The organism is Streptomyces sp. NPDC048523 (genome assembly GCF_043199815.1).
Taxonomy (GTDB): Bacteria; Actinomycetota; Actinomycetes; order Streptomycetales; family Streptomycetaceae; genus Streptomyces.
Genome location: NZ_JBICWQ010000005.1, coordinates 369,934 through 386,893 on the forward strand (window position 1 = coordinate 369,934; position 16,960 = coordinate 386,893).

17 protein-coding genes and 1 pseudogene are annotated in these 16,960 nt (G+C 71.5%); 9 read left to right on the forward strand and 9 right to left on the reverse strand.

Annotation, left to right across the window (positions count from 1 at the left end; all coding sequences use genetic code 11):
- Window positions 1-105: 105 nt before the first annotated feature.
- The 3 genes from ACGFWE_RS27240 (at window position 106) to ACGFWE_RS27250 (ending at window position 3,222) form a co-directional block, all read left to right on the forward strand.
- Window positions 106-1,251 (forward strand): PP2C family protein-serine/threonine phosphatase, encoded by a 1,146-nt coding sequence (locus ACGFWE_RS27240; RefSeq protein ID WP_393602364.1) that lies wholly within the window; start codon window positions 106-108, stop codon window positions 1,249-1,251.
- A 70-nt stretch (window positions 1,252-1,321) separates the two neighbouring features.
- Window positions 1,322-2,530: a hypothetical protein gene (locus tag ACGFWE_RS27245; RefSeq protein WP_352387372.1), complete on the forward strand. Its 1,209-nt coding sequence runs from the start codon at window positions 1,322-1,324 to the stop codon at window positions 2,528-2,530.
- A 128-nt stretch (window positions 2,531-2,658) separates the two neighbouring features.
- Window positions 2,659-3,222, forward strand: coding sequence for a tellurite resistance TerB family protein (locus ACGFWE_RS27250; RefSeq protein ID WP_393602366.1), 564 nt, complete (start codon window positions 2,659-2,661; stop codon window positions 3,220-3,222).
- A 13-nt stretch (window positions 3,223-3,235) separates the two neighbouring features.
- On the opposite strand, the gene ACGFWE_RS27255 is transcribed toward ACGFWE_RS27250, so the two are convergent.
- Window positions 3,236-3,409 carry a hypothetical protein gene (locus ACGFWE_RS27255; RefSeq protein ID WP_352387376.1) on the reverse strand — a complete coding sequence of 58 codons (174 nt, stop codon included), beginning with the start codon at window positions 3,407-3,409 and terminating at the stop codon, window positions 3,236-3,238.
- A 123-nt stretch (window positions 3,410-3,532) separates the two neighbouring features.
- Between ACGFWE_RS27255 and ACGFWE_RS27260 the strand changes: the two genes are divergently transcribed.
- The 4 genes and pseudogenes from ACGFWE_RS27260 to ACGFWE_RS27275 all read left to right on the forward strand — a co-directional run bounded on the left by ACGFWE_RS27260 (window position 3,533) and on the right by ACGFWE_RS27275 (window position 8,036).
- Window positions 3,533-4,879 carry a tetratricopeptide repeat protein gene (locus ACGFWE_RS27260; protein ID WP_352387378.1) on the forward strand — a complete coding sequence of 449 codons (1,347 nt, stop codon included), beginning with the start codon at window positions 3,533-3,535 and terminating at the stop codon, window positions 4,877-4,879.
- Window positions 4,880-4,953: 74 nt separating this feature from the next.
- Window positions 4,954-5,982 carry a permease gene (locus ACGFWE_RS27265; protein WP_393602368.1) on the forward strand — a complete coding sequence of 343 codons (1,029 nt, stop codon included), beginning with the start codon at window positions 4,954-4,956 and terminating at the stop codon, window positions 5,980-5,982.
- Window positions 5,979-6,715, forward strand: a pseudogene (locus ACGFWE_RS27270) (TIGR03943 family putative permease subunit). Before ACGFWE_RS27265 ends, ACGFWE_RS27270 begins: the two are co-directional and overlap by 4 nt.
- A 493-nt stretch (window positions 6,716-7,208) precedes the next feature.
- Window positions 7,209-8,036: a GAF and ANTAR domain-containing protein gene (locus tag ACGFWE_RS27275; RefSeq protein WP_393602370.1), complete on the forward strand. Its 828-nt coding sequence runs from the start codon at window positions 7,209-7,211 to the stop codon at window positions 8,034-8,036.
- Between the two features lie 10 nt (window positions 8,037-8,046).
- Here ACGFWE_RS27275 and ACGFWE_RS27280 read toward each other — a convergent pair whose 3' ends face one another.
- Together ACGFWE_RS27280 and ACGFWE_RS27285 are read right to left on the reverse strand one after the other, a co-directional pair.
- On the reverse strand, window positions 8,047-8,850 hold the full coding sequence (locus ACGFWE_RS27280; RefSeq protein WP_352387382.1) for a hypothetical protein: 804 nt from the start codon (window positions 8,848-8,850) through the stop codon (window positions 8,047-8,049).
- Window positions 8,851-8,942: 92 nt separating this feature from the next.
- Complete coding sequence (locus tag ACGFWE_RS27285; RefSeq protein ID WP_393602786.1) at window positions 8,943-9,479, reverse strand: TetR/AcrR family transcriptional regulator; 537 nt, start codon at window positions 9,477-9,479, stop codon at window positions 8,943-8,945.
- 123 nt (window positions 9,480-9,602) lie between these two features.
- Here ACGFWE_RS27285 and ACGFWE_RS27290 point away from each other — a divergent pair, with 123 nt between their 5' ends.
- A complete protein-coding gene (locus ACGFWE_RS27290; protein WP_393602372.1) occupies window positions 9,603-10,517 on the forward strand; it encodes a DMT family transporter in 915 nt (304 codons plus the stop codon).
- On the opposite strand, the gene ACGFWE_RS27295 is transcribed toward ACGFWE_RS27290, so the two are convergent.
- Window positions 10,511-11,086, reverse strand: coding sequence for a dihydrofolate reductase family protein (locus tag ACGFWE_RS27295; RefSeq protein WP_393602374.1), 576 nt, complete (start codon window positions 11,084-11,086; stop codon window positions 10,511-10,513). The two genes, ACGFWE_RS27290 and ACGFWE_RS27295, sit on opposite strands and share 7 nt — an antisense overlap.
- Window positions 11,087-11,255: 169 nt before the next feature.
- Between ACGFWE_RS27295 and ACGFWE_RS27300 the strand changes: the two genes are divergently transcribed.
- Complete coding sequence (locus ACGFWE_RS27300) at window positions 11,256-11,717, forward strand: PH domain-containing protein (RefSeq protein ID WP_393602376.1); 462 nt, start codon at window positions 11,256-11,258, stop codon at window positions 11,715-11,717.
- Between the two features lie 42 nt (window positions 11,718-11,759).
- Here the strand turns inward: ACGFWE_RS27300 and ACGFWE_RS27305 are convergent, their stop codons facing one another.
- From ACGFWE_RS27305 to ACGFWE_RS27325, 5 genes are all read right to left on the reverse strand, one after another.
- The gene (locus ACGFWE_RS27305) at window positions 11,760-12,629 is read right to left on the reverse strand and encodes a helix-turn-helix domain-containing protein (RefSeq protein ID WP_393602378.1); all 870 of its coding nucleotides are present in this window, start codon (window positions 12,627-12,629) and stop codon (window positions 11,760-11,762) included.
- Between the two features lie 195 nt (window positions 12,630-12,824).
- Window positions 12,825-14,015 (reverse strand): HTTM domain-containing protein, encoded by a 1,191-nt coding sequence (locus ACGFWE_RS27310; RefSeq protein WP_393602788.1) that lies wholly within the window; start codon window positions 14,013-14,015, stop codon window positions 12,825-12,827.
- Between the two features lie 64 nt (window positions 14,016-14,079).
- Window positions 14,080-14,643, reverse strand: a complete 564-nt coding sequence (locus ACGFWE_RS27315) for a DUF5819 family protein (protein WP_393602380.1) — start codon at window positions 14,641-14,643, stop codon at window positions 14,080-14,082.
- Window positions 14,644-14,862: 219 nt separating this feature from the next.
- On the reverse strand, window positions 14,863-16,227 hold the full coding sequence (locus ACGFWE_RS27320; RefSeq protein WP_393602382.1) for an ice-binding family protein: 1,365 nt from the start codon (window positions 16,225-16,227) through the stop codon (window positions 14,863-14,865).
- A gap of 236 nt (window positions 16,228-16,463) precedes the next feature.
- Window positions 16,464-16,898, reverse strand: a complete 435-nt coding sequence (locus tag ACGFWE_RS27325) for an ATP-binding protein (protein WP_393602384.1) — start codon at window positions 16,896-16,898, stop codon at window positions 16,464-16,466.
- Window positions 16,899-16,960: the final 62 nt, after the last annotated feature.

The following is a 16,960-nucleotide window of genomic DNA, read 5'->3' on the forward strand; positions in this document are numbered from 1 at the left end:
TCCTCTCTGTCCACCCCGATCCGCCCCCGACTACCAGAGCACACCTGGGACGGGGCGCGGGCAAGTCGAATGGCGCCGGAAAGTTCCCCGTGTTTCGCTGACCCCATGAGCGGTGTCGGCCGGGGACAGGTGCTCCGCGTCCGCGGCCGCAGTGTCGCCTGGGTGCCGCCCCTCCTGCTGCTCGCCGCGATCACCGTGATCGACTTCAACACGGGCGCCGAGTTCCGGATGCTCTCCTGGGTCGTGCTGGCGCCCGGCATCGCGGCCGCGATCTGCGGCGTCCCCGGCACCGCCGCCATCGCCGCGCTCGCCCTCGGCACCTATGTCGTCGCCGACAGCTTCTGGCCGCACCAGTACCGGTCGGGTCTGCCCGACTTCATCCTGGTCGCCGTCGGCGGCATCCTCGCCGTGCTGGCCTGCGCGGTACGGCTGCGCGGCGAGCGCACCATGCTGCACATGCGGGACGTCGCCGCCACCACCCGCCGTACCGTGCTGCGCCCGCTCCCGCCGGTGTGGGGCGGCCTGGAGCACGCGGAGGTGTATCTCGCCGCCGACAGCGAGGCCCGCGTCGGCGGCGACTTCTACGACATCCAGCCCGGCCCGCACGGCACCCGCGTGCTCGTCGGAGACGTCCAGGGCAAGGGCCTGGGCGCGGTCGAGGCGGCGGCCGCGCTGCTCGGCACGTTCCGTGAGGCGGCGTACCACGAACCCGACCTCGCGACGGTCGCCGAGCGGCTGGAGATCCGGGTGAACCGGCACGGCGCGCATGTCACCGCGCTCGGCCGCGACGACGGCGACCGCTTCGCCACCGCCGTCCTGCTCGGCTTCCCCGAGGCCGGCACCGGCACGGTGGAGGCCATGGTCTTCGGCCACGAACCACCGCTGGTGGTCGGCCCGTCGGGGGTACGGCCGCTGCTGGCCGCCGACGGACTCCCGCTGGGCCTCTCCGCCCTGTCCGCCGACGGCCCGCCCCCGGTCCACCGCGTGCCCCTCGACCCCGCCGAGACGCTCCTGCTGACCAGCGACGGCGTCACCGAGGCCCGCGACGGCACCGGGGAGTTCTACGCCCTCGCCGACGACGTGGCCCGCGCCCTCGCCGCCGACCCGCGTGCCGTCGAACCGAGCCGCCTGGTGGCCCTCGTCCGCGACGGCACCCTCGGGCACTGCGGTGGGCGGCTGCTCGACGACACCACGGTGTTCGCGGTGCGCCGGGCCGACGAGCGGGCAGGAAAGGGACGTTTGCCGTCCTGAGAACTCCCCTTCGCAGCCGCACCGGTTACCGTGCTGCCGTAAGTGATCGACGGGGGATGGGGAGGGACCGATGCCCGGAACCGTGCTGCTGCTCGCCGCCTCACCGGTGGGCAAGAGCCGTCTGGTGGACGCGGCGTCCGTGCTTCCCGTCCTCGCGGCCGTGCCGCCGGCCGTGCTCTCGGGCACCGACACCGCCAACGTCGTCGAGCTCGCCGACCCCCTGGAACCGCAGGCCGTCCTGACCCGCCTGCGTGCCGTCGCGGCCACCCCGGGCCCGCTCACCGTGTTCGTCACGGGCCAGCTGGCCCTGGACCGCCGCCAGCACCTGCCCCACCTCGCGCTCGCCCGCACCACACCGGCCACCGTGCGCTACACCGCGCTGCCCTGGCAGTGGATCCGGGAGGAGTTCCGGCTGCGGTCCCCGGGGTCGACGACGCTCTTCGTCGACCTGCACGCCGACGCGGAGGCGTGGGGGTGGCTGCACACGCACGCGCTCGACTCCGGCCGCAACAACGCGGTGTTCGGGCGGATCGCGCCGCCGCCGTCCCGGCGTACGGTGGCCGGGCCGGCGTACATGAAGACGATCGCGACGATCCTGCGCAGCGGGTGGCGTCCGCCGGTCGAGCAGCTGCATCAGCAGGCGTTCACCAGGCTGGGCCCGGAGGCGTACGGGGACGTCGTGCTGACGGTGCCGCCGGCTCCGGTGGCCGTCCCCGGGAGCTTCGCCGCGAGGCCCGCGTACCGGCCCGAACTGCCTCGACCACAAGGCACACAAGGCACACAAGGACCACAAGCACCACAAGGACCCCGAGTACCGGACGGGCCGGTGGCCCCCGCGCAACCTCCTCAGGCCCCTCAGGACCCGCATGCCTATATCGCCGCCGCTGTCCAGAACGGCCGGCACCAGGACGCCGAAGCGGTCGCCACCGCGCACGGGGAGGCCGCCGCCCGTGTGCACGGCCCGGCCTCCGAGCAGGCCCTGCACTGGTCCGAGGTCCGCGCGGATCTCGCCATGTTCGCCGGGGACCCCGTGCGCAGTTGCCGGATCTGGCTGACCGTGGCCGAGGCGCGGCTCAGCGCCGGGCAGACCGTGGACTCCAAGCCGGTGGAGACGGCCGTCGACCGGGCCCATCACCAGTGGGCCCAGGTCCGTGACGTGGAGCAGGTCCGGCAGCTGGGCATCGTGCTCGCGGGGTTGCGCATGCGGGTGCCGGGCCGCCGCCGGGGCGCCCTGGAGAACGTGCAGACACAGCTGCGCAGACTCCAGACGCAGAGCTGAGGTGCCGTACCGGCGTGGGTCCGACTGAGCCGTGCGGGTCGGTCGGGTCGGTCGGCTTGGGGGAACCTTTACTCGGGGCCGGGCGTTGCCGGGGTGAGATCACTCAGACGAGTACCGAGGTGGCGGCAATGGCACTGTTCGACCGGCTCAAGGACCAGGCCAAGAGCCTCCAGCAGCAGGCGCAGGGCGGGCGCGGCACGACGAGCGCCGGGCACGGACACGGGCATGGCCAGGGCAGCTCGCGCGGCGGTTCGCGCGCCCAGCTCGTCGGCGTGCTGAAGACCCAGCTGGGCTCCCTCAAGACCGAGTTGAAGAGCGGCGCCTACCGGGACGCGAGCATGGCGATGTGCGCCCTGGTCGCGGCGGCGGACGGCCAGGTGGACGCGGTCGAGATCCAGCAGACGGAGTCGCTGATCCTCAGCAACGAGGTGTTGCAGAACTTCCCGCCGGAGCAGCTGCGCACGCGCTTCCACAAGCATGTGGACCAGCTCACCCGCAACTTCCCGCAGGGCAAGGCGGACGCCCTCCAGGAGATCGCCAAGGCCGCCAAGAAGCCCACCGAGGCGCGCGCGGTCATCCAGACCGGCATCGTCATCGCCGGCGCGGACGGTCACTTCTCCCAGGCGGAGCAGGCGATCTTGAGGGAGGCCTGCGCGACCCTCGGCGTCCCGCCTGCGGAGTTCCAGCTCTGAGAGGGGGCCGGCCTCATTCCGATGGGTGCGCGGTGATCCGCTGGACCTGGCCCGCGCGCTCCGCCGGTCTCTCCCCTGTCGCCTTCGCCGGTCCCGCGTTGGCCGCCAGGACCAGGGTGGCCACGGCCACGACGGCGGCGGCGAAACCCCTCGTGTAGCGCGCGGTGGTGCTGGTGCGTTCGAGCACGGCGACCTCGCAGCGGTGGCGGTGAGTACCCAGGGTGGTGACGGTGTATTAAGCACGGTTAATACGCCGTTTAACCTAGGGGCTGCGGGAGCCGAACGGCAAGAGGGGCTTGGGGAGTTGGCCATGTCGGAGCGGGACGACCCGGGCGTCATCGGGCGACGGGTGCAGCAGCTGCGGGTCCAACGCGGGCTGACACAGAAACAGCTGGCCGAACCGGCCTACACCCCGGCCTACATCTCCACCCTGGAGTCCGGGCGGGTGCGGCCCTCCGACGACGCGCTACGGCATCTCGCCGACCGCCTCGGCGTCGGCTTCGAGGAACTGGCCACCGGCCGTCCGGCCCGTCTCGTCACCGATCTGCGCCTGCGCCTCACCGAGGCCCAGCGCACCCTCGCCACCGGGGAGGCCGAGGAGTCCGCCGCCCAGTACGGCCGTCTGCTCACCGAGGCCGACGCGCTCGACCTCGACGAGGTGCGGGCCGCCGCCCTGCTCGGGCTCGGCGAGTGCGCGGTGGAGACCGGCGAACTCGCCGCCGCACGCGCGTACTTCGAGCGTGCCGAGAAGGCTCTCGGCGACGACGTACCCCTGCCCGCCCGCGTTCCCGCCCTGCGCGGACGCGCCCTCGCCCACTACCTCACCGGTGAACTCCGTTACTCCGTCTACTTGCTGGAATCCACCATCGACGAGCTCAACCGCGGTGGCCTGCACGACCCGGACGCCCTGCTCCTCCTCTACGCGAGCGTCATCGGCCCCTACATGGACATGGGCGCCCACGCCCGTGCCGCCCAGGCCGCCGAACTCGCCCTCGCGCTCGCCCCGCAGGTCGGCGACCCCGCCCTCGTCGCCCGGATGCACCGTTCCGTCGCCCGTACCCTGCTCGCCGAGGGCCGCCTCGCCGAGGCCGACGCCTCCCTCGCCAAGGCCGCCGAACTGTACCGGCAGCTCCAGATCCGCACCGAACTCGCCAACTGCCACTGGATGCGCGGCTACGTCTACGCCCAGAACGGCGAACTGGAGCGGGCCGAAGCCGAGTTGAGGCAGGCCCTCGACATGCTCTCCGCCAAGCGGGCCGCCCTCTACTCCAGCCAGGCCGCCGTCGAACTCGCCGACGTGCTGCACCGGCGTGGCAAGTCCGACGAGGCCGCCGCCCTGCTCCACGACGTGCTCAGCGACCTCAGCTCCGAGCGCGGCGCCCTGCACTCCGCCGCCGCCCACCGCCTCCTCGGGATCATCGCCGAGGACACCCGGGACACCGAGGCCGCCGAGGAGCACTACGTCCGCGCCCTGAGCCTTCTGGAGCGGGCCGGCGCCGCCGGTGACCTGGCCGACCTGTGCCGCCTCCTCGGCGATCTGCTCCGCCGTACGGGACGGGTCGAGGCGGCACTGGACGCGTACCGGACCGGCCTCGGGCACCGCACGGCCCCCGGCACCACCACCCTCGGACCCGCACCCGCACAGCCCCCTCTATGACGATTCCCGGCTTGTGCACAGGTGTGTCCGGTTAGCCTGCGCGGGGACAGCACAGGGCGGGCGGGACAGGGCGCGTGGAGAACCAGAGGACGGTGGCCGGGCGGAGCGTGGCCGACGGGCTGCGGCTCCTCGCGTTCGGCCTGCGGGTGCTCGTGCACGTCGTTCTCGGCGGCACCGCGCTGATCGCGATCGTCACTGTCGCCTCGGTCCTCGGACCCACCCTCGCCCTCGACCTCTACACCCCGCCGGTCGCCGCCTGGTGGACCGTCTTCACCGCGGTCGCCGTCCAGGGCGTGCCCTTCCTCCTGCTCGGCACGGTCGTCTCCGCGGCGATCGGCGCCTTCGTCCCGGAGCGGGTCTTCACCCGGCTCCTGCCCCGCAACCAGGCCCTCGCGGTACCGGTGGCGGGCGCGGCCGGAGTCGTACTGCCCGGGTGCGAGTGCGCGTCCGTGCCGGTGGCGGGGAGTCTGATGCGGCGGGGAGTGGCCCCGGCGGCCGCGCTCGCCTTTCTCCTGTCCGCGCCCGCGATCAACCCCGTGGTGCTCGTCGCCACGTCCATCGCCTTCCCGGGCAGCCCCGCGATGGTGCTCGGCCGGCTGGTCGCCTCGCTCACCACGGCCGTGGTGATGGGGTGGCTGTGGGCGAGGTTCGGGCGCGAGGAGTGGCTGCGGCTGCCGAAACGATCAACCGGGACGTCCACCGGCGGCCTGCGGGCCTTTGGCGCCGGGCTCCAGCACGACTTCCTGCACGCCGGCGGTTTCCTGGTGCTGGGCGCGGCGGCCGCGGCGACCTTCAACATCGTCGTCCCGCGCTCGGTGCTCGACCTCTTCACCGGCTCGGCCTGGCTGTCCGTGCCACTGCTGGCGGTCCTCGCGGTCGTGCTGTGCGTGTGCAGCGAGGCGGACGCGTTCGTGGCGGCCTCCCTGAGCGGCTTCTCGCCCGCCGCGCGGCTGGCGTTCATGGTCGTGGGACCGATGGTCGACCTCAAGCTGATCGCCCTCCAGGCGGGCACCTTCGGACGGGCCTTCGCCGTCCGCTTTTCCTCCGTCACCTGGGTGGTGGCCGTGCTGAACAGCGTGCTCGTGGGGTGGTGGCTGCTGTGAGGCGCTACGGCCCCTGTCTGCTCCTCGTCCTCGTCGGCGCGGCGGTGCTGCGGATCTCGCTCTTCAGCGCCCTGTATCTGCGGTACGTGCAGGCGGCGTTGCGGCCCTACCTGGTGGTGTCGGGTGCGGTGCTGGTGCTGCTGGGGGCGGTGATGGCGGTCGTACGACGGACCGCGGACGACCAGGAACACGGAGCGGATCACGAACACGGAGCGGATCACGAACACGGTGGCGCCGGGCCCAGGGTCGCCTGGCTGCTCACCCTGCCCGCCCTCGCCCTGCTCCTGTTCCCGCCGCCCGCCCTCGGCTCCTACAGCGCCGGCCCGAGGCGGCGCAGCGGGCGGCTCAGGGCGTCGGGAGCTTCCCGGCCCTGCCCGCCGGGGACCCGGTCGAGCTCACCCTCGGCGAGTTCAGCTCCCGGGCGATCTACGACAGCGGGCGTTCCCTGAAGGGCCGTACGGTCCGGATGACCGGGTTCGTGACCCACGGCGACGACGGGACCTGGTACCTCACCCGGCTCCTCGTCACCTGCTGCGCGGCCGACGCCACCACCGGCAAGGTCGAGGTGCGCGGCGCCGCGGACGGGGCCCCGCCGGTCGACACCTGGGTCACCGTCACCGGCACCTGGCACCCCAGGGGCGAACTCGGCACCGACGGGGCCTGGCCGCCGGTCGTGGACGCGAGTGCGGTGCGGCACGTGCGGCAGCCGGCGGATCCGTACGAGAAGCGCTGAACGGGGTGCCGGGCCGGCCGCCGTCCTGCTTCGGTGGACGGCGGCCGCCCCGGTGGGACACGCGCTGTGCCGCGCGGTCCCCCTGGAAGGTCCCCGGCCCGTTCGGGGCGGCGGGAGACGCCCCGGTCGGCATCGCGGAACGGGGACGAAGAGCATGGCGCGGCCCAGGTCGCCGGGGAGAGGGAGGACGAGCAGGGCACGCGGGCGGCTCCGGCACGGTTCGACGCCGTGCGGCCGCTCCCTGACCGTCACCGAAGACCGTAGTGAACCGGCGTGCGGTCTGTGAAGGCCACCGGGGCTCGGTGCCGAGTCGGGTCAGGCGGGTCGGCAGAGGGGTCCTGGTCCCGGGGTACGGGCGTTTCGCCCAGGGGACGAGGGGTAGCCGGGCGGTGCCCCCGGGCGGGTACGCCACGAGCGGCGCCCCCCACTCCCGGTGCGCCCTGTCCGGGGGCGACGACGGACAGCTCCGCGTCGACCGAAGGAGGCGGTGACCGTGGAGCCCAGGGACGCGCACGGTGACGCCCACGGTGACGAGCCCGGCTCGTACGGGCTACCGGGGCAGGGGCGGGACCGCGGAGCCGGCCACGACTCCGAAACCGGACCCCAGCCGCTGCGGGAGCAGGAGCGGGCCGCCGAGGTGATCGCCGCCGGGGTGCGGGGCGCCGAACCCGGTGAGATCCCGGGCAAGTTGTGCGTGGCCGCCGTCGAGTTGCTGCCGGTGACCGGTGCGAGCGTGTCGCTGCGGAGCGACGGCATGCCCGTCCAGCTCAGTGCCAGCGATGACCGGGCCGCTCGCATGTCGGACATCCAGGCCACCCTGGGGGACGGGCCGTGCACGTCCGCCGGGGCGACCGGCACCACCGTGTACGCCACCGATCTGACGTCCGAGCGGGACGCGGGCCGCTGGCCGGTCTTCGCCCAGCAGGCCACCGCCGCCGGGATCCGGGCGGTGTACTCGATGCCCCTCGGCAACGACACCGTGTGCGTGGGCACCCTCGACCTCTACCGCGACGTCCCCGGCGAACTCACCCGGCACGAGGTGCTCCTCGCCGAGCTCGTGGCCAGTGTCATGACGGTGGCCCTGACGGCCCTGCCCCGGGGCGAGGAGGACGGCCCCGAGGGCGACGCCCTCTGGCTCAGCGGCCTGGCCCCCGCGCACGACGAGGTGTACCAGGCCATCGGCGTGATCATGGTGCAGCTCGGCGTCGACTCGGACGAGGCGCTGGCCCGGCTGCGCGCGCACTCCTTCGCGCACAACCGCACCGCGCTGGAGATGGCGCACGACGTGGTCCGCCACCACGAGCGGTTCGACCGGGACTGACCGGACCCGCTCACACCTCCACCCGCCCCTGCCTCCTCACCTCCGTGAGACGCTCGGCGCCCAGTTGCACGGCCGTCTGCGTGGCCTGCGTCTGCACCTCGCCGAAGCCGCCGTTCGTCACACTGATCGCGCCCTCCCCCACGCGGAGGGCGGCGACGTCCAGCGTGAGCGTCGTCGGCCGGCCGTCCGGGGACTGTCCGGTCAGCAACACCCGCAGGCCCTGCCGGGCGTCCCCCACCTCCGGCAACGGCATCTCGCTGACCTGCACCCCCAGGACGGCTTTCGTGGTCGTGGTGGCCGCGAACTGCGCGCACGTCCGCGGCAGGCCTTTGAGCCAGGCCAGGGTCTTGTCGATCTCCGCGGGCGGACGCGCGAGCACCTGATACCGCATCTGCGCCTGGTTCCACTCGTCGTCCATCCCGACGACCGCACGGGGCTGGGCGTCGGCCCCGAAGAGCTCGTCCGCGTACAGCGCGTCGAGCAGCCGCTGGCAGTCCGGCCGGTCGGCCTTCGCCTTCAGCACCCCGTCGTGCCAGGTGGCCACCCCCTGGCTCGGCGTCCAGGGCTCGCCGAGGTCCGCGTCGGTGACGAGCGCGGCCTGCGTCATGGCCTCGGTGAGGGCCGACGACGGGGCGGGGGACGCCTTCGGGGACGGTGGCGGCGCGCTGCTGGGCGGCGTGATCGGCGGCTTGGCAGCGGTGGGCGGCGTGGAGAGGGCGGAACAGGCGGTGGCGGCGAGGAGCCCGGAGAGGGCGAGAGCGGAGGCGGCGGCGCGGGCGGCGCGGGGGGTGCGGGGTGCGCGGGGCGGGGTCATGCTTCAAGTGATCACCGGGTTCGCCGAGGTCACCAGCGGTCCGGGCCGTACGGGTTACGGGAGCGCCGGGCCGCGCCCACGCCGAGCCGCGGCTACGTCCCCTGCCCGCCGACCAGTGCGGTCGCCTCCTCGCGGGCGTACCCGATCGGGTCGGCGAAGACGCGCAGCCCGTGGGCGACCATCGCGCCCTCGTGCAGGAGCATGAGCGTGCGGGCGTGCTCGGGGGCCAGGTCGGTGAAGAGGCGGAGCATCCACTGCTTCTGGCCGGTGATGACGGCGTACGCCGGGTGGGCGGGGTCGCTGATCTCGGCGTGGGCGTTGACCATGGCGCACCCCTTGGGGCTGCTGTCGTCCATCCACTCCCGGGAGGCGTCGAAGACCGCGCGGACCCGCTCGACGGCCCCCGGCCCCGCCGCCTCCAGCCGCTCCAGGACATACGTCCGCCAGCGCTCGTCCCGGGCGGCGAGGTACTCCACGACGATCTGCTCCTTGGAGCCGAACCGGTCGTAGAGCGTCTTCTTGGTCACCCCGGCCTCGGCGGCGATCAGGTCCACGCCGACCGCGTGGATGCCGCGCTCGTAGAACAGCCGGGACGCCGCCGCGAGGGCGCGCCGCGCGCCCGGGGTCATGCCGATCCGCCGTACCTGCCCTGAACCACCGCCGTTGTCTCCCACCCTCCCGACTATACCGATCTGTATAGTGGTCGAGGCAAGGAGGTATACAGATCGGTCTAGTCACGGGTGGTGACTTCCATGAACGTCCTCCTCTCCGCCGCCTTCGTCGTGTGCTGGAGCTCGGGATTCGTCGGCGCGAAGCTTGGCACGCAGGACGCCGGAGCGACGACGCTCCTGATGTGGCGGTTCCTGCCACTGGCGGCCGTTCTGGTCGCGTTCGCCGTCCACCGGGGCGGGTCGTCATGGCGCGCACTGGCGCCCCGCGACCTCGCCCGCCAGGCCCTGGTCGGACTGCTCTCCCAGAGCGGCTACCTGCTCACCGTGTACTACGCCATCCAGCTCGGCGTCTCCAGCGGTACGACGGCACTCATCGACGGCACCCAGCCGCTGGTCGCGGGAGCGCTCGCCGGCCCGCTGCTGCGCGAGTACGTCTCGCCCCGGCAGTGGCTGGGCCTGTGTCTGGGGCTGGGCGGAGTCGCCCTGGTCACCACGGCCGACGCGGCGGCGACGACGGGGGTGGCCTGGTGGACCTACCTGGTCCCGTTCGCCGGGATGCTCTCGCTGGTCGCGGCCACCTTCCTCGAACGGCGCTCCCGCACCCGGGTGACCCCGGCCGTGTCGATGACCGTCCACTGCGCCACCAGCGCCGTCGTCTTCACGGCCGCCGCGCTCGCCACCGGCACCGCGACCCCGCCCACCACCGGCTCCTTCTGGCTGGCCACGCTCTGGCTCGTGACCCTCTCCACCTTCGGCGGCTACGGCCTGTACTGGCTCGTCCTCCAGCGCTCCGGAGTCACCGAGGTCAACACCCTCATGTTCCTCATGGCCCCGGTCACGGCCGTCTGGGGCGCGTTGATGTTCGGCGAGCCCTTCACCACGCAGACCGGGGTGGGCCTGGCGGTCGCTCTGGGGGCGGTGGGGGTGGTGCGCGGGGCGGGCTCCCGCAGGGCGGAGGCGCGGTCGGAGGCCGAGGTCGAGGTCACCGGTCAGTGAAGGGTGGGCCGATAGACGAGTTCCTGGATGTTTCCGTCGAGCGTCCGGCTCTCCATCAGCTCCAGGTCGAAGTCGGCCGCGTCCTGGAAGATCGGGGCCAGCCCGGTCCGTCCCGTGATGACGGGGAAGAGTGTCACGTGCAGGCGGTCGACGAGTCCCGCGGCCATCAGCGCCCGGTTCATCGCCAGACTGCCGTGCGAGCGCAACGGCACCTCGGACTCCTCCTTGAGCCGGGCGACGACGTCCACGGCGTCCCCGCTCACGACGGCGGCGTCCGGCCAGCCGAGAGAGTCCTCCAGGGTCGTCGACACCACGGTCGTCGGCAGGTTCCGCATCCTGGTGACCCACGGGTCACGCACGTCGGCACCTTCGCTGCTCTCGGCCAGCATCTGCGCGAAGTCCCGAAAGGTGTGCGCCCCGAAGACCATCCGCTGCTCCGCGCCGTACACATCGAGACGACGGTCGAGCAACTCGGGCCCCTGCTTGCCCCAGTAGCCGGTCCAGTCCCCACCGGCGGCACCGTAGCCGTCGAGGCTGCAGAAGAAGTCGAAGGTGTAGGTGGCGGTCATGGGGCCCTCCTGGAGAACGGTCGATCGAGACGGGTATGTCCGGGCGACCACCCCGAACGAACTCCGGCGACCGCCATATACGTAGACCCGGCCTGTACCTGAAACTCATCGGGCCTTGCCGTCATGTGCAGGGTTCCGCGCTGGGGGCCGAGCGCGGATCATTCACGCCGTGGACGAGGTGCGGGATGACGTCATCGGCGTCTGGCGGGTCAGCCGGTCAGGACGGGCAGGCGGCTACGTGATGGCCGCCGTTCCCGCGTGCGGGGCGTTGTCGGCCTGGCTGCACGTTGTCTCCCACCCGGATGTGCGGAATCTGGACTCCGCGGGGGTGGCGACTGCCGTCGCGTTGGGGTTCGGCCTCTTCGCGTGGTGGAGACTGCTGCGGGTACATCTGAAACTCACCTCCACCGTGATCGTCATGGTGAACCCCTGGGGCACCCAGCGTCTGCCGTGGTCGCGTGTCAGCGCGGTGAGTCTGGGCAACTGGGGGGCGCAGTTCCACACCACGGACGGGTTCACGTACACGGCTTTCGCCCTGAGCGGCCTGGCCGGCGGGACTGGTCAGGACGAGCGGTTCGCGGAGGTGCAGCGGATCGCCGACGCCCAACTCGCCGGCGGGCAGCAGATTTAGGACGTCACTACCGCGAGACGCCCGGAAGTTCGCAGACCGCACTCAGGGGCGGCTCGCCGTGTCGATGTACGTCTTGGTGACGTCGGTGATGAAGCCGCGGCTGCTGTCGGGGCTGAGGGCCAGGGCCTGGAGGTGCTCGTACATCACGCTGTAGTGCTGCACGTCGGATGGCTTCTCCAGGTAGAGATCGCTGGTGAAGCGGTCCAGATACACCACTCCGCCGGGGTTCTCGGCGAACGTCAGGATGGAGAACTGCCCCGACAGACCCGGATGGGCACCCACGGTGTGCGGGAGGACCTGCACCGTGATGTGCGCTTCCGTGCCGAGCGCGTTCAGGTGCTCCAGTTGTTCACGCATGACGTCAGGACTGCCGACGACGCGACGCAGTGCCGATTCGTCCAGGACGACCCACAGACGCAACGGGCGGGTCAGGTCGTAGATCCGGTGCTGCCGGCGCAGCCGCACCTTGAGGCGCCTGGCAGCCTGTTCGGCAGTGGGCTGAGGGATCGTTTCCCTGATGACGGCGTGGGCGTAGGCGGGAGTCTGCAGCAGGGCGGGAATCATCATGGGCTCGTAGGTGTGGAGGACGGCGGCGTCGGTCTCCAGTGCGATGTAGACGCTCTGGGGGATGTCGCCGTAGGCCTGCCACCAGCCCTGCTGTCCGGATTCCTTGGCCATCTGGATCAGGGAGTCGATGACCTCCTGGTCCGTTACTCCGTAGATCGTGCACAGGTCGCGTACGTCGCGGGGGCTGATGGCACGGTTGCCGTTCTCCAGATGGCTGATCTTGGGCTGGGAGACCATGAGCCGCTCGGCCACTTCCGTGCTCTTCAGCCCACTGGCCAGGCGGAGCCGGCGGAGCTCGGCTCCCAGACGGCGTCTCCTGAGGGTGGGATTGGTTGTCGCCGCCATGAGCGGGGGTACCTCCGGCTCCAAGTCATCGTGCTGGTGCGCAGATTGCCAGGGAGCGAAGGTTGTGGATCAAGCGCCATGCCGTGTTGTTCGACGGGCAACCAAAACGGACCGTGACCTTGTCATTTGCCCGGTGACCGACGTGGTGTGTCTTGGCCGGAGGCGTGGGTGATGAGGGCACGGCCGCGTAGGACTTCAGTCCTCGGGCATCGGCGAACCGTTTGCGGTCTTCGGGCCGGACGGCGGACGGCCATCACGATCGCTTGCCGGGCGGGGCACTGGCCTGGATTCCTTTCGGCTGTCCGGGTGGCCGCCCTGCGGAGGGACGGATCCGAGCCCCGTTGCCTGACCGGGTGCCCGTGCCGGCACGCCGCATCGCCGGGTACCGAGCCGACGGAGCTGAGGCAGCAGCGTGTAGAAGCGGTCGGGTAGGAACACGGCGTCCGCGATGATCATCGTGCCCGAGAAGAGAGGCAGTCCCAGGACCACCGCGATGGCGACGTGCATGCCCAGCAGCAAGGCAAGCACGGGGTACTTGAGCCGGCCGAAGAGCACGAACGGGAAGGCGACCTGGGTGAGAACGGTCAGGTAGCCGACGGCCGCCATCGCGAGCGGGTACTGGTCCATGGCGTGGGAGAGCGCGGGCCACGGCTGGAAGAGCTCCAGGTTCAGCACGTAGTGGAGCGCGGTGCCGTCGTCCCAGAAAGAGCCCTGGACCTTGTAGAGACCGGCCGATCCGTACAGGAAGCAGACCTGTGCCGCGATCACGAAGACGCCGCAGTTGTGCACCACGGTGACCAACGTGGTGCGGGCCGCCCGCAGGTCCTGCGCGGCAGCGCTGCGCGCCCGCGGCGGTGCGCCGTCCGCACGGGCCGCCTTGATCCGTGCTCTGCGCGCGTCCAGGGACCAGCGCCGGCCGCACGCGGTGAGCGTGAGGTAGAGGGCCATCAGCAGGAGGAGGTTGTCGCCTCCGTCCGTCATGAAGACCGCCCTGGCGTGGAAGGAGGCCACCACGACGGCGAAGAGCACGGAGGTGGCCCGGGTCCGCCAGCCCAGCATGAACAGCGCGGACGTCACGAGGGCCAGCGCATAGCAGAGCTCGAAGTAGGCACGGCTGTCCGACAGGATCAGGAAGCTGTACCAGCCCGTCTGGTCGAAGAGCTGTGCCGCCAGTGCAGGTGTCCACGGGGAGCCGGGTCCCCAGATCTCGGACCGGTGCGGGAACTCCCGCAGGAGGAAGAGCAGGTAGAGCAGCCCGTAGCCGATACGCAGAACCGACGTGGCGTACAAGGACACCGGCCGGCCGGTGAGAACGTCCCAGAAGGCATCGGTTCGGGCGAGAAGCAGACGGCGGACTGCGCCCGAGGCCGCCCCTGCCCCGCCCATGGACCTGCCCGGTGCGGCCGTCGTGGCCGTCGTGGCCGTCATGGCGGGAAGTTCGTGGATCTGCTCATTTCCCATGGGAGGTCACCTTCCACCAGGGCAGGAGCCGGTTGTCCACCGGCGTCGGCGGCCGACGCCCGGCCGCGGTGCCGGGCGCGGCGACGGGCAGCGTGACGACCCGGAGCTGGACGAACTCGAACGTGCCGGCGCGGTGACCGGCGACGCGCTCTGCGGCGATGTTGCTCAGGTACGTCTGCATCATCACGGCTCGCTGCGAACGTGACGTGTCGTCCGTTCCGTGGGTGTCGGCGTACGAGGCCCAGGCGCGGCGCAGGAGGTTCTGAGCCGTGTGGCTGGGAAATGGATCGTGTGCGACGGCGGCGCGGTCCAGTGCGGTCAGATCGATCCAGGGGCTGACCCTGACCGATCCGCCGGGCGCGGTGTGCGCGGTCCTCGCCATGACCCGTCGGTTGACGGAGTCGGGGTTGGGGGCGAAGAGCCGCCAGTTCTGCTCGAAAAGGGGGTACACCCACGCGTCGACCTGGCGGCTGTACCGCTGCGAGACGGGATTGGCCGGCGCCACATGGAGAAAGACGGCACCGACATGGACCAGGGTCGCCACCAGACACATGAGGACGACTGTGTGCAGCCCAGCTCTCAGCGCCCTGGCACCTCCGGTCCTGTCCCGCGCGAGTGTTGAACCAATTCCGCTCGACACCGCCCACCTTGCTTTCTTGTGTCCGCTGCCCGGTGCCCGGGGTTTTGGTGGACCGGCACCGGCGGCGCGCGGCGGAATCGAGATCCCGTCGCGCGCCGTCATCCGGTGGTCGGACCTTTCGCGACCTGCCGACTAGCTCTTGTCGTGGACTTCCTGGCCGTCGATCTTCGGTGCGTCGTCGTAGCCGTAGTTGTCCGAGCCGTAGGTGTCGGAGCCGGTGTGATCGCCGTTGCCGTGGCCGTTGCCGTGGCCGTTGTTCTCATCGGGGCGATCGCCATGGCCGTGGTCCGGCTTCCCGGGCGCGCCCTGGTGTTCATCGCCCGGCTTGCCGTTGTGGTCGGGCCCGCCACCGTGGTCCGGTCCGCCACCGTGGCCCGGTCCGCCGTGCTCACCCGGGTTGCCGCCGTGCTCACCGGGTTGGTCTGCCGGCTGTCCCGCGGTGTTTCCGGCCGTGTTGCCCACGGTGTTCCCGGCCGTGTTGCCAGACGTGTTCCCAGACGTGTTCCCGGAGGTGACGTTGTTGCCCGCCGTGCTCCCGTCACCGGTGCCGCCCGTGACGCTGACGACGGGCCCGCCCAGGAGACCACCGCTGACCAGCCCACCACTGACCAGCCCGCCACCGATCAGACCGGCGGTGGTGCCGGTCGTCGATCCCGTCGTGGTGCCCGTCGTGGTGCCCGTCGTGGTGCCCGTCGTGGTTCCGGCCGTCGTTCCGGTGGTCGTTCCCGTGGTCGTTCCGGTTGTCGTCGCGCCGGTGGAGCACGAGTTGAGGAAGATCCGGTTGGTGTCGAGCGTCACGGCGCCGTTGCGGGCCAGCGCCCGGCCTTCGATGTTCGTCCCCGTCGTCACGTGAATGTCCGTCAGCGCCATGATGGTGCCCACGAAAGTGGAATTCGTCCCGAGGGTGGCCGAACTCCCGATCTGCCAGTACACGTTGCACGGCGAAGCGCCGTTCGTGAGGAGCACCCGGCTGGAGGACGCCGTCGTCAGGGCTTCCGGAATCTGGAACACCCAGACGGAATTCGGATTGCCCCCTGCGTCCAGGATCAGGTCGCCGGTGATCCCGACACCGGAGGAAGCGGTGTAAACGCCCGGAAGTAGCGTGGTGCCATTTCCGATTCCCGCCGCGAGTGCGAAGTCCGTGGCCTGCCCTGCCGCCTGGTTGTATGCCGTGACCAGGTCGGACTTGGCCTGTAGCGCCACGGCGTCGGCGGCGTGCACGGCGCCGAGCACCTCGCCGGGCGGGAAGCCGGTGATGGCCGGGTTCGGATGGGTGCCGAGGTCGTGGCTGATCACGGTGGGGCCGGTGTTGGTGACTCCCGCGCCCGCGAGCACGGAGAAGCTCGCCGCCGTGGCCAGCGGTACCGGCGTGGCGATGGCGACTGCCTGGGCGGGCGACAGGACGACCAGCGCGGCGGCGACCGTTGCGGCGAGGGCCGAGGCCAGTACGCCGGGCAAAGTACGGCGGCGAGCCATTTCAGGGATCTTCAGCTTCATCAAGATGCCATTTCCTGTGGGAGGCGTGGCGTGCCGGGCCCTGAACAAATGCCCGGGGAGCCTTGATCTGACGGTGCATATTACGGAGGAATCTTCGGAAGGTGGCGTGGAACAAGGGAGAGTTGCTTTGCCAAACGCCAATCCCTCGAATGCGGAGCATTTATTGGGGAATTCATATTTTCGTTGGGCGCGGCGGGTCGTGCCGTCAATGTGCGGAGAAGGCGGGCCTGATGTAGCTACTGATCGTGCTTCGGGAGGCCCAGTTCCGCCCACACCGTCTTGCCGACCGTGAGTCTCTCCACCGCCCAACGTTCCGCCAGTACGCGGACGATGAGCAGCCCCCGCCCGAACTGGTCGTCGGGTTGCGAAGAGTGGGTGCCGGGGAGGCGTTCGCCTCTCGGGTCGGTCACCGCGATGCGGAGGGCGGTGGTGGTGAGGGTCGTCTCGACGCGGAAGAGGCGGTCTCGTAGGCAGCCGTGCAGCAGGGCGTTGGTGCACAACTCGCTCGCCACCAGGGCCGCGTCGCCGGCGAGGGCGGGGTGGCCCCAGTCGACGGCGAGTGCGGCGACGCGTCTGCGGGCGAGGGGGATGCTGTACGGGTACGGGGTGTAACTGACCTGGTCGTGGCGGCCGTAGGACTTGGGTGGGCCGGGAGGGCAGGCGTCGGTCACGGGTTCCTCCGGGGGCGGGGGAGTGGGCGAGTCGGGGTGGCTCCGCCGTGCGGGCAGCACGG

Excerpts from the sequence above, each read along its gene's own strand:
- ACGFWE_RS27305 (WP_393602378.1), bottom strand. The coding sequence starts at position 12,629 with ATGGCGGCGACAACCAATCCCACCCTCAGGAGACGCCGTCTGGGAGCC.
- ACGFWE_RS27280 (WP_352387382.1), bottom strand. The coding sequence starts at position 8,850 with ATGACCCCGCCCCGCGCACCCCGCACCCCCCGCGCCGCCCGCGCCGCC.
- ACGFWE_RS27245 (WP_352387372.1), top strand. The coding sequence starts at position 1,322 with ATGCCCGGAACCGTGCTGCTGCTCGCCGCCTCACCGGTGGGCAAGAGC.
- ACGFWE_RS27250 (WP_393602366.1), top strand. The coding sequence starts at position 2,659 with ATGGCACTGTTCGACCGGCTCAAGGACCAGGCCAAGAGCCTCCAGCAG.
- ACGFWE_RS27315 (WP_393602380.1), bottom strand. The coding sequence starts at position 14,643 with ATGTGTCTGGTGGCGACCCTGGTCCATGTCGGTGCCGTCTTTCTCCAT.
- ACGFWE_RS27285 (WP_393602786.1), bottom strand. The coding sequence starts at position 9,479 with ATGACCCCGGGCGCGCGGCGCGCCCTCGCGGCGGCGTCCCGGCTGTTC.
- ACGFWE_RS27320 (WP_393602382.1), bottom strand. The coding sequence starts at position 16,227 with ATGAAGCTGAAGATCCCTGAAATGGCTCGCCGCCGTACTTTGCCCGGC.
- ACGFWE_RS27260 (WP_352387378.1), top strand. The coding sequence starts at position 3,533 with ATGTCGGAGCGGGACGACCCGGGCGTCATCGGGCGACGGGTGCAGCAG.
- ACGFWE_RS27290 (WP_393602372.1), top strand. The coding sequence starts at position 9,603 with ATGAACGTCCTCCTCTCCGCCGCCTTCGTCGTGTGCTGGAGCTCGGGA.
- ACGFWE_RS27310 (WP_393602788.1), bottom strand. The coding sequence starts at position 14,015 with ATGGGCGGGGCAGGGGCGGCCTCGGGCGCAGTCCGCCGTCTGCTTCTC.
- ACGFWE_RS27295 (WP_393602374.1), bottom strand. The coding sequence starts at position 11,086 with ATGACCGCCACCTACACCTTCGACTTCTTCTGCAGCCTCGACGGCTAC.
- ACGFWE_RS27240 (WP_393602364.1), top strand. The coding sequence starts at position 106 with ATGAGCGGTGTCGGCCGGGGACAGGTGCTCCGCGTCCGCGGCCGCAGT.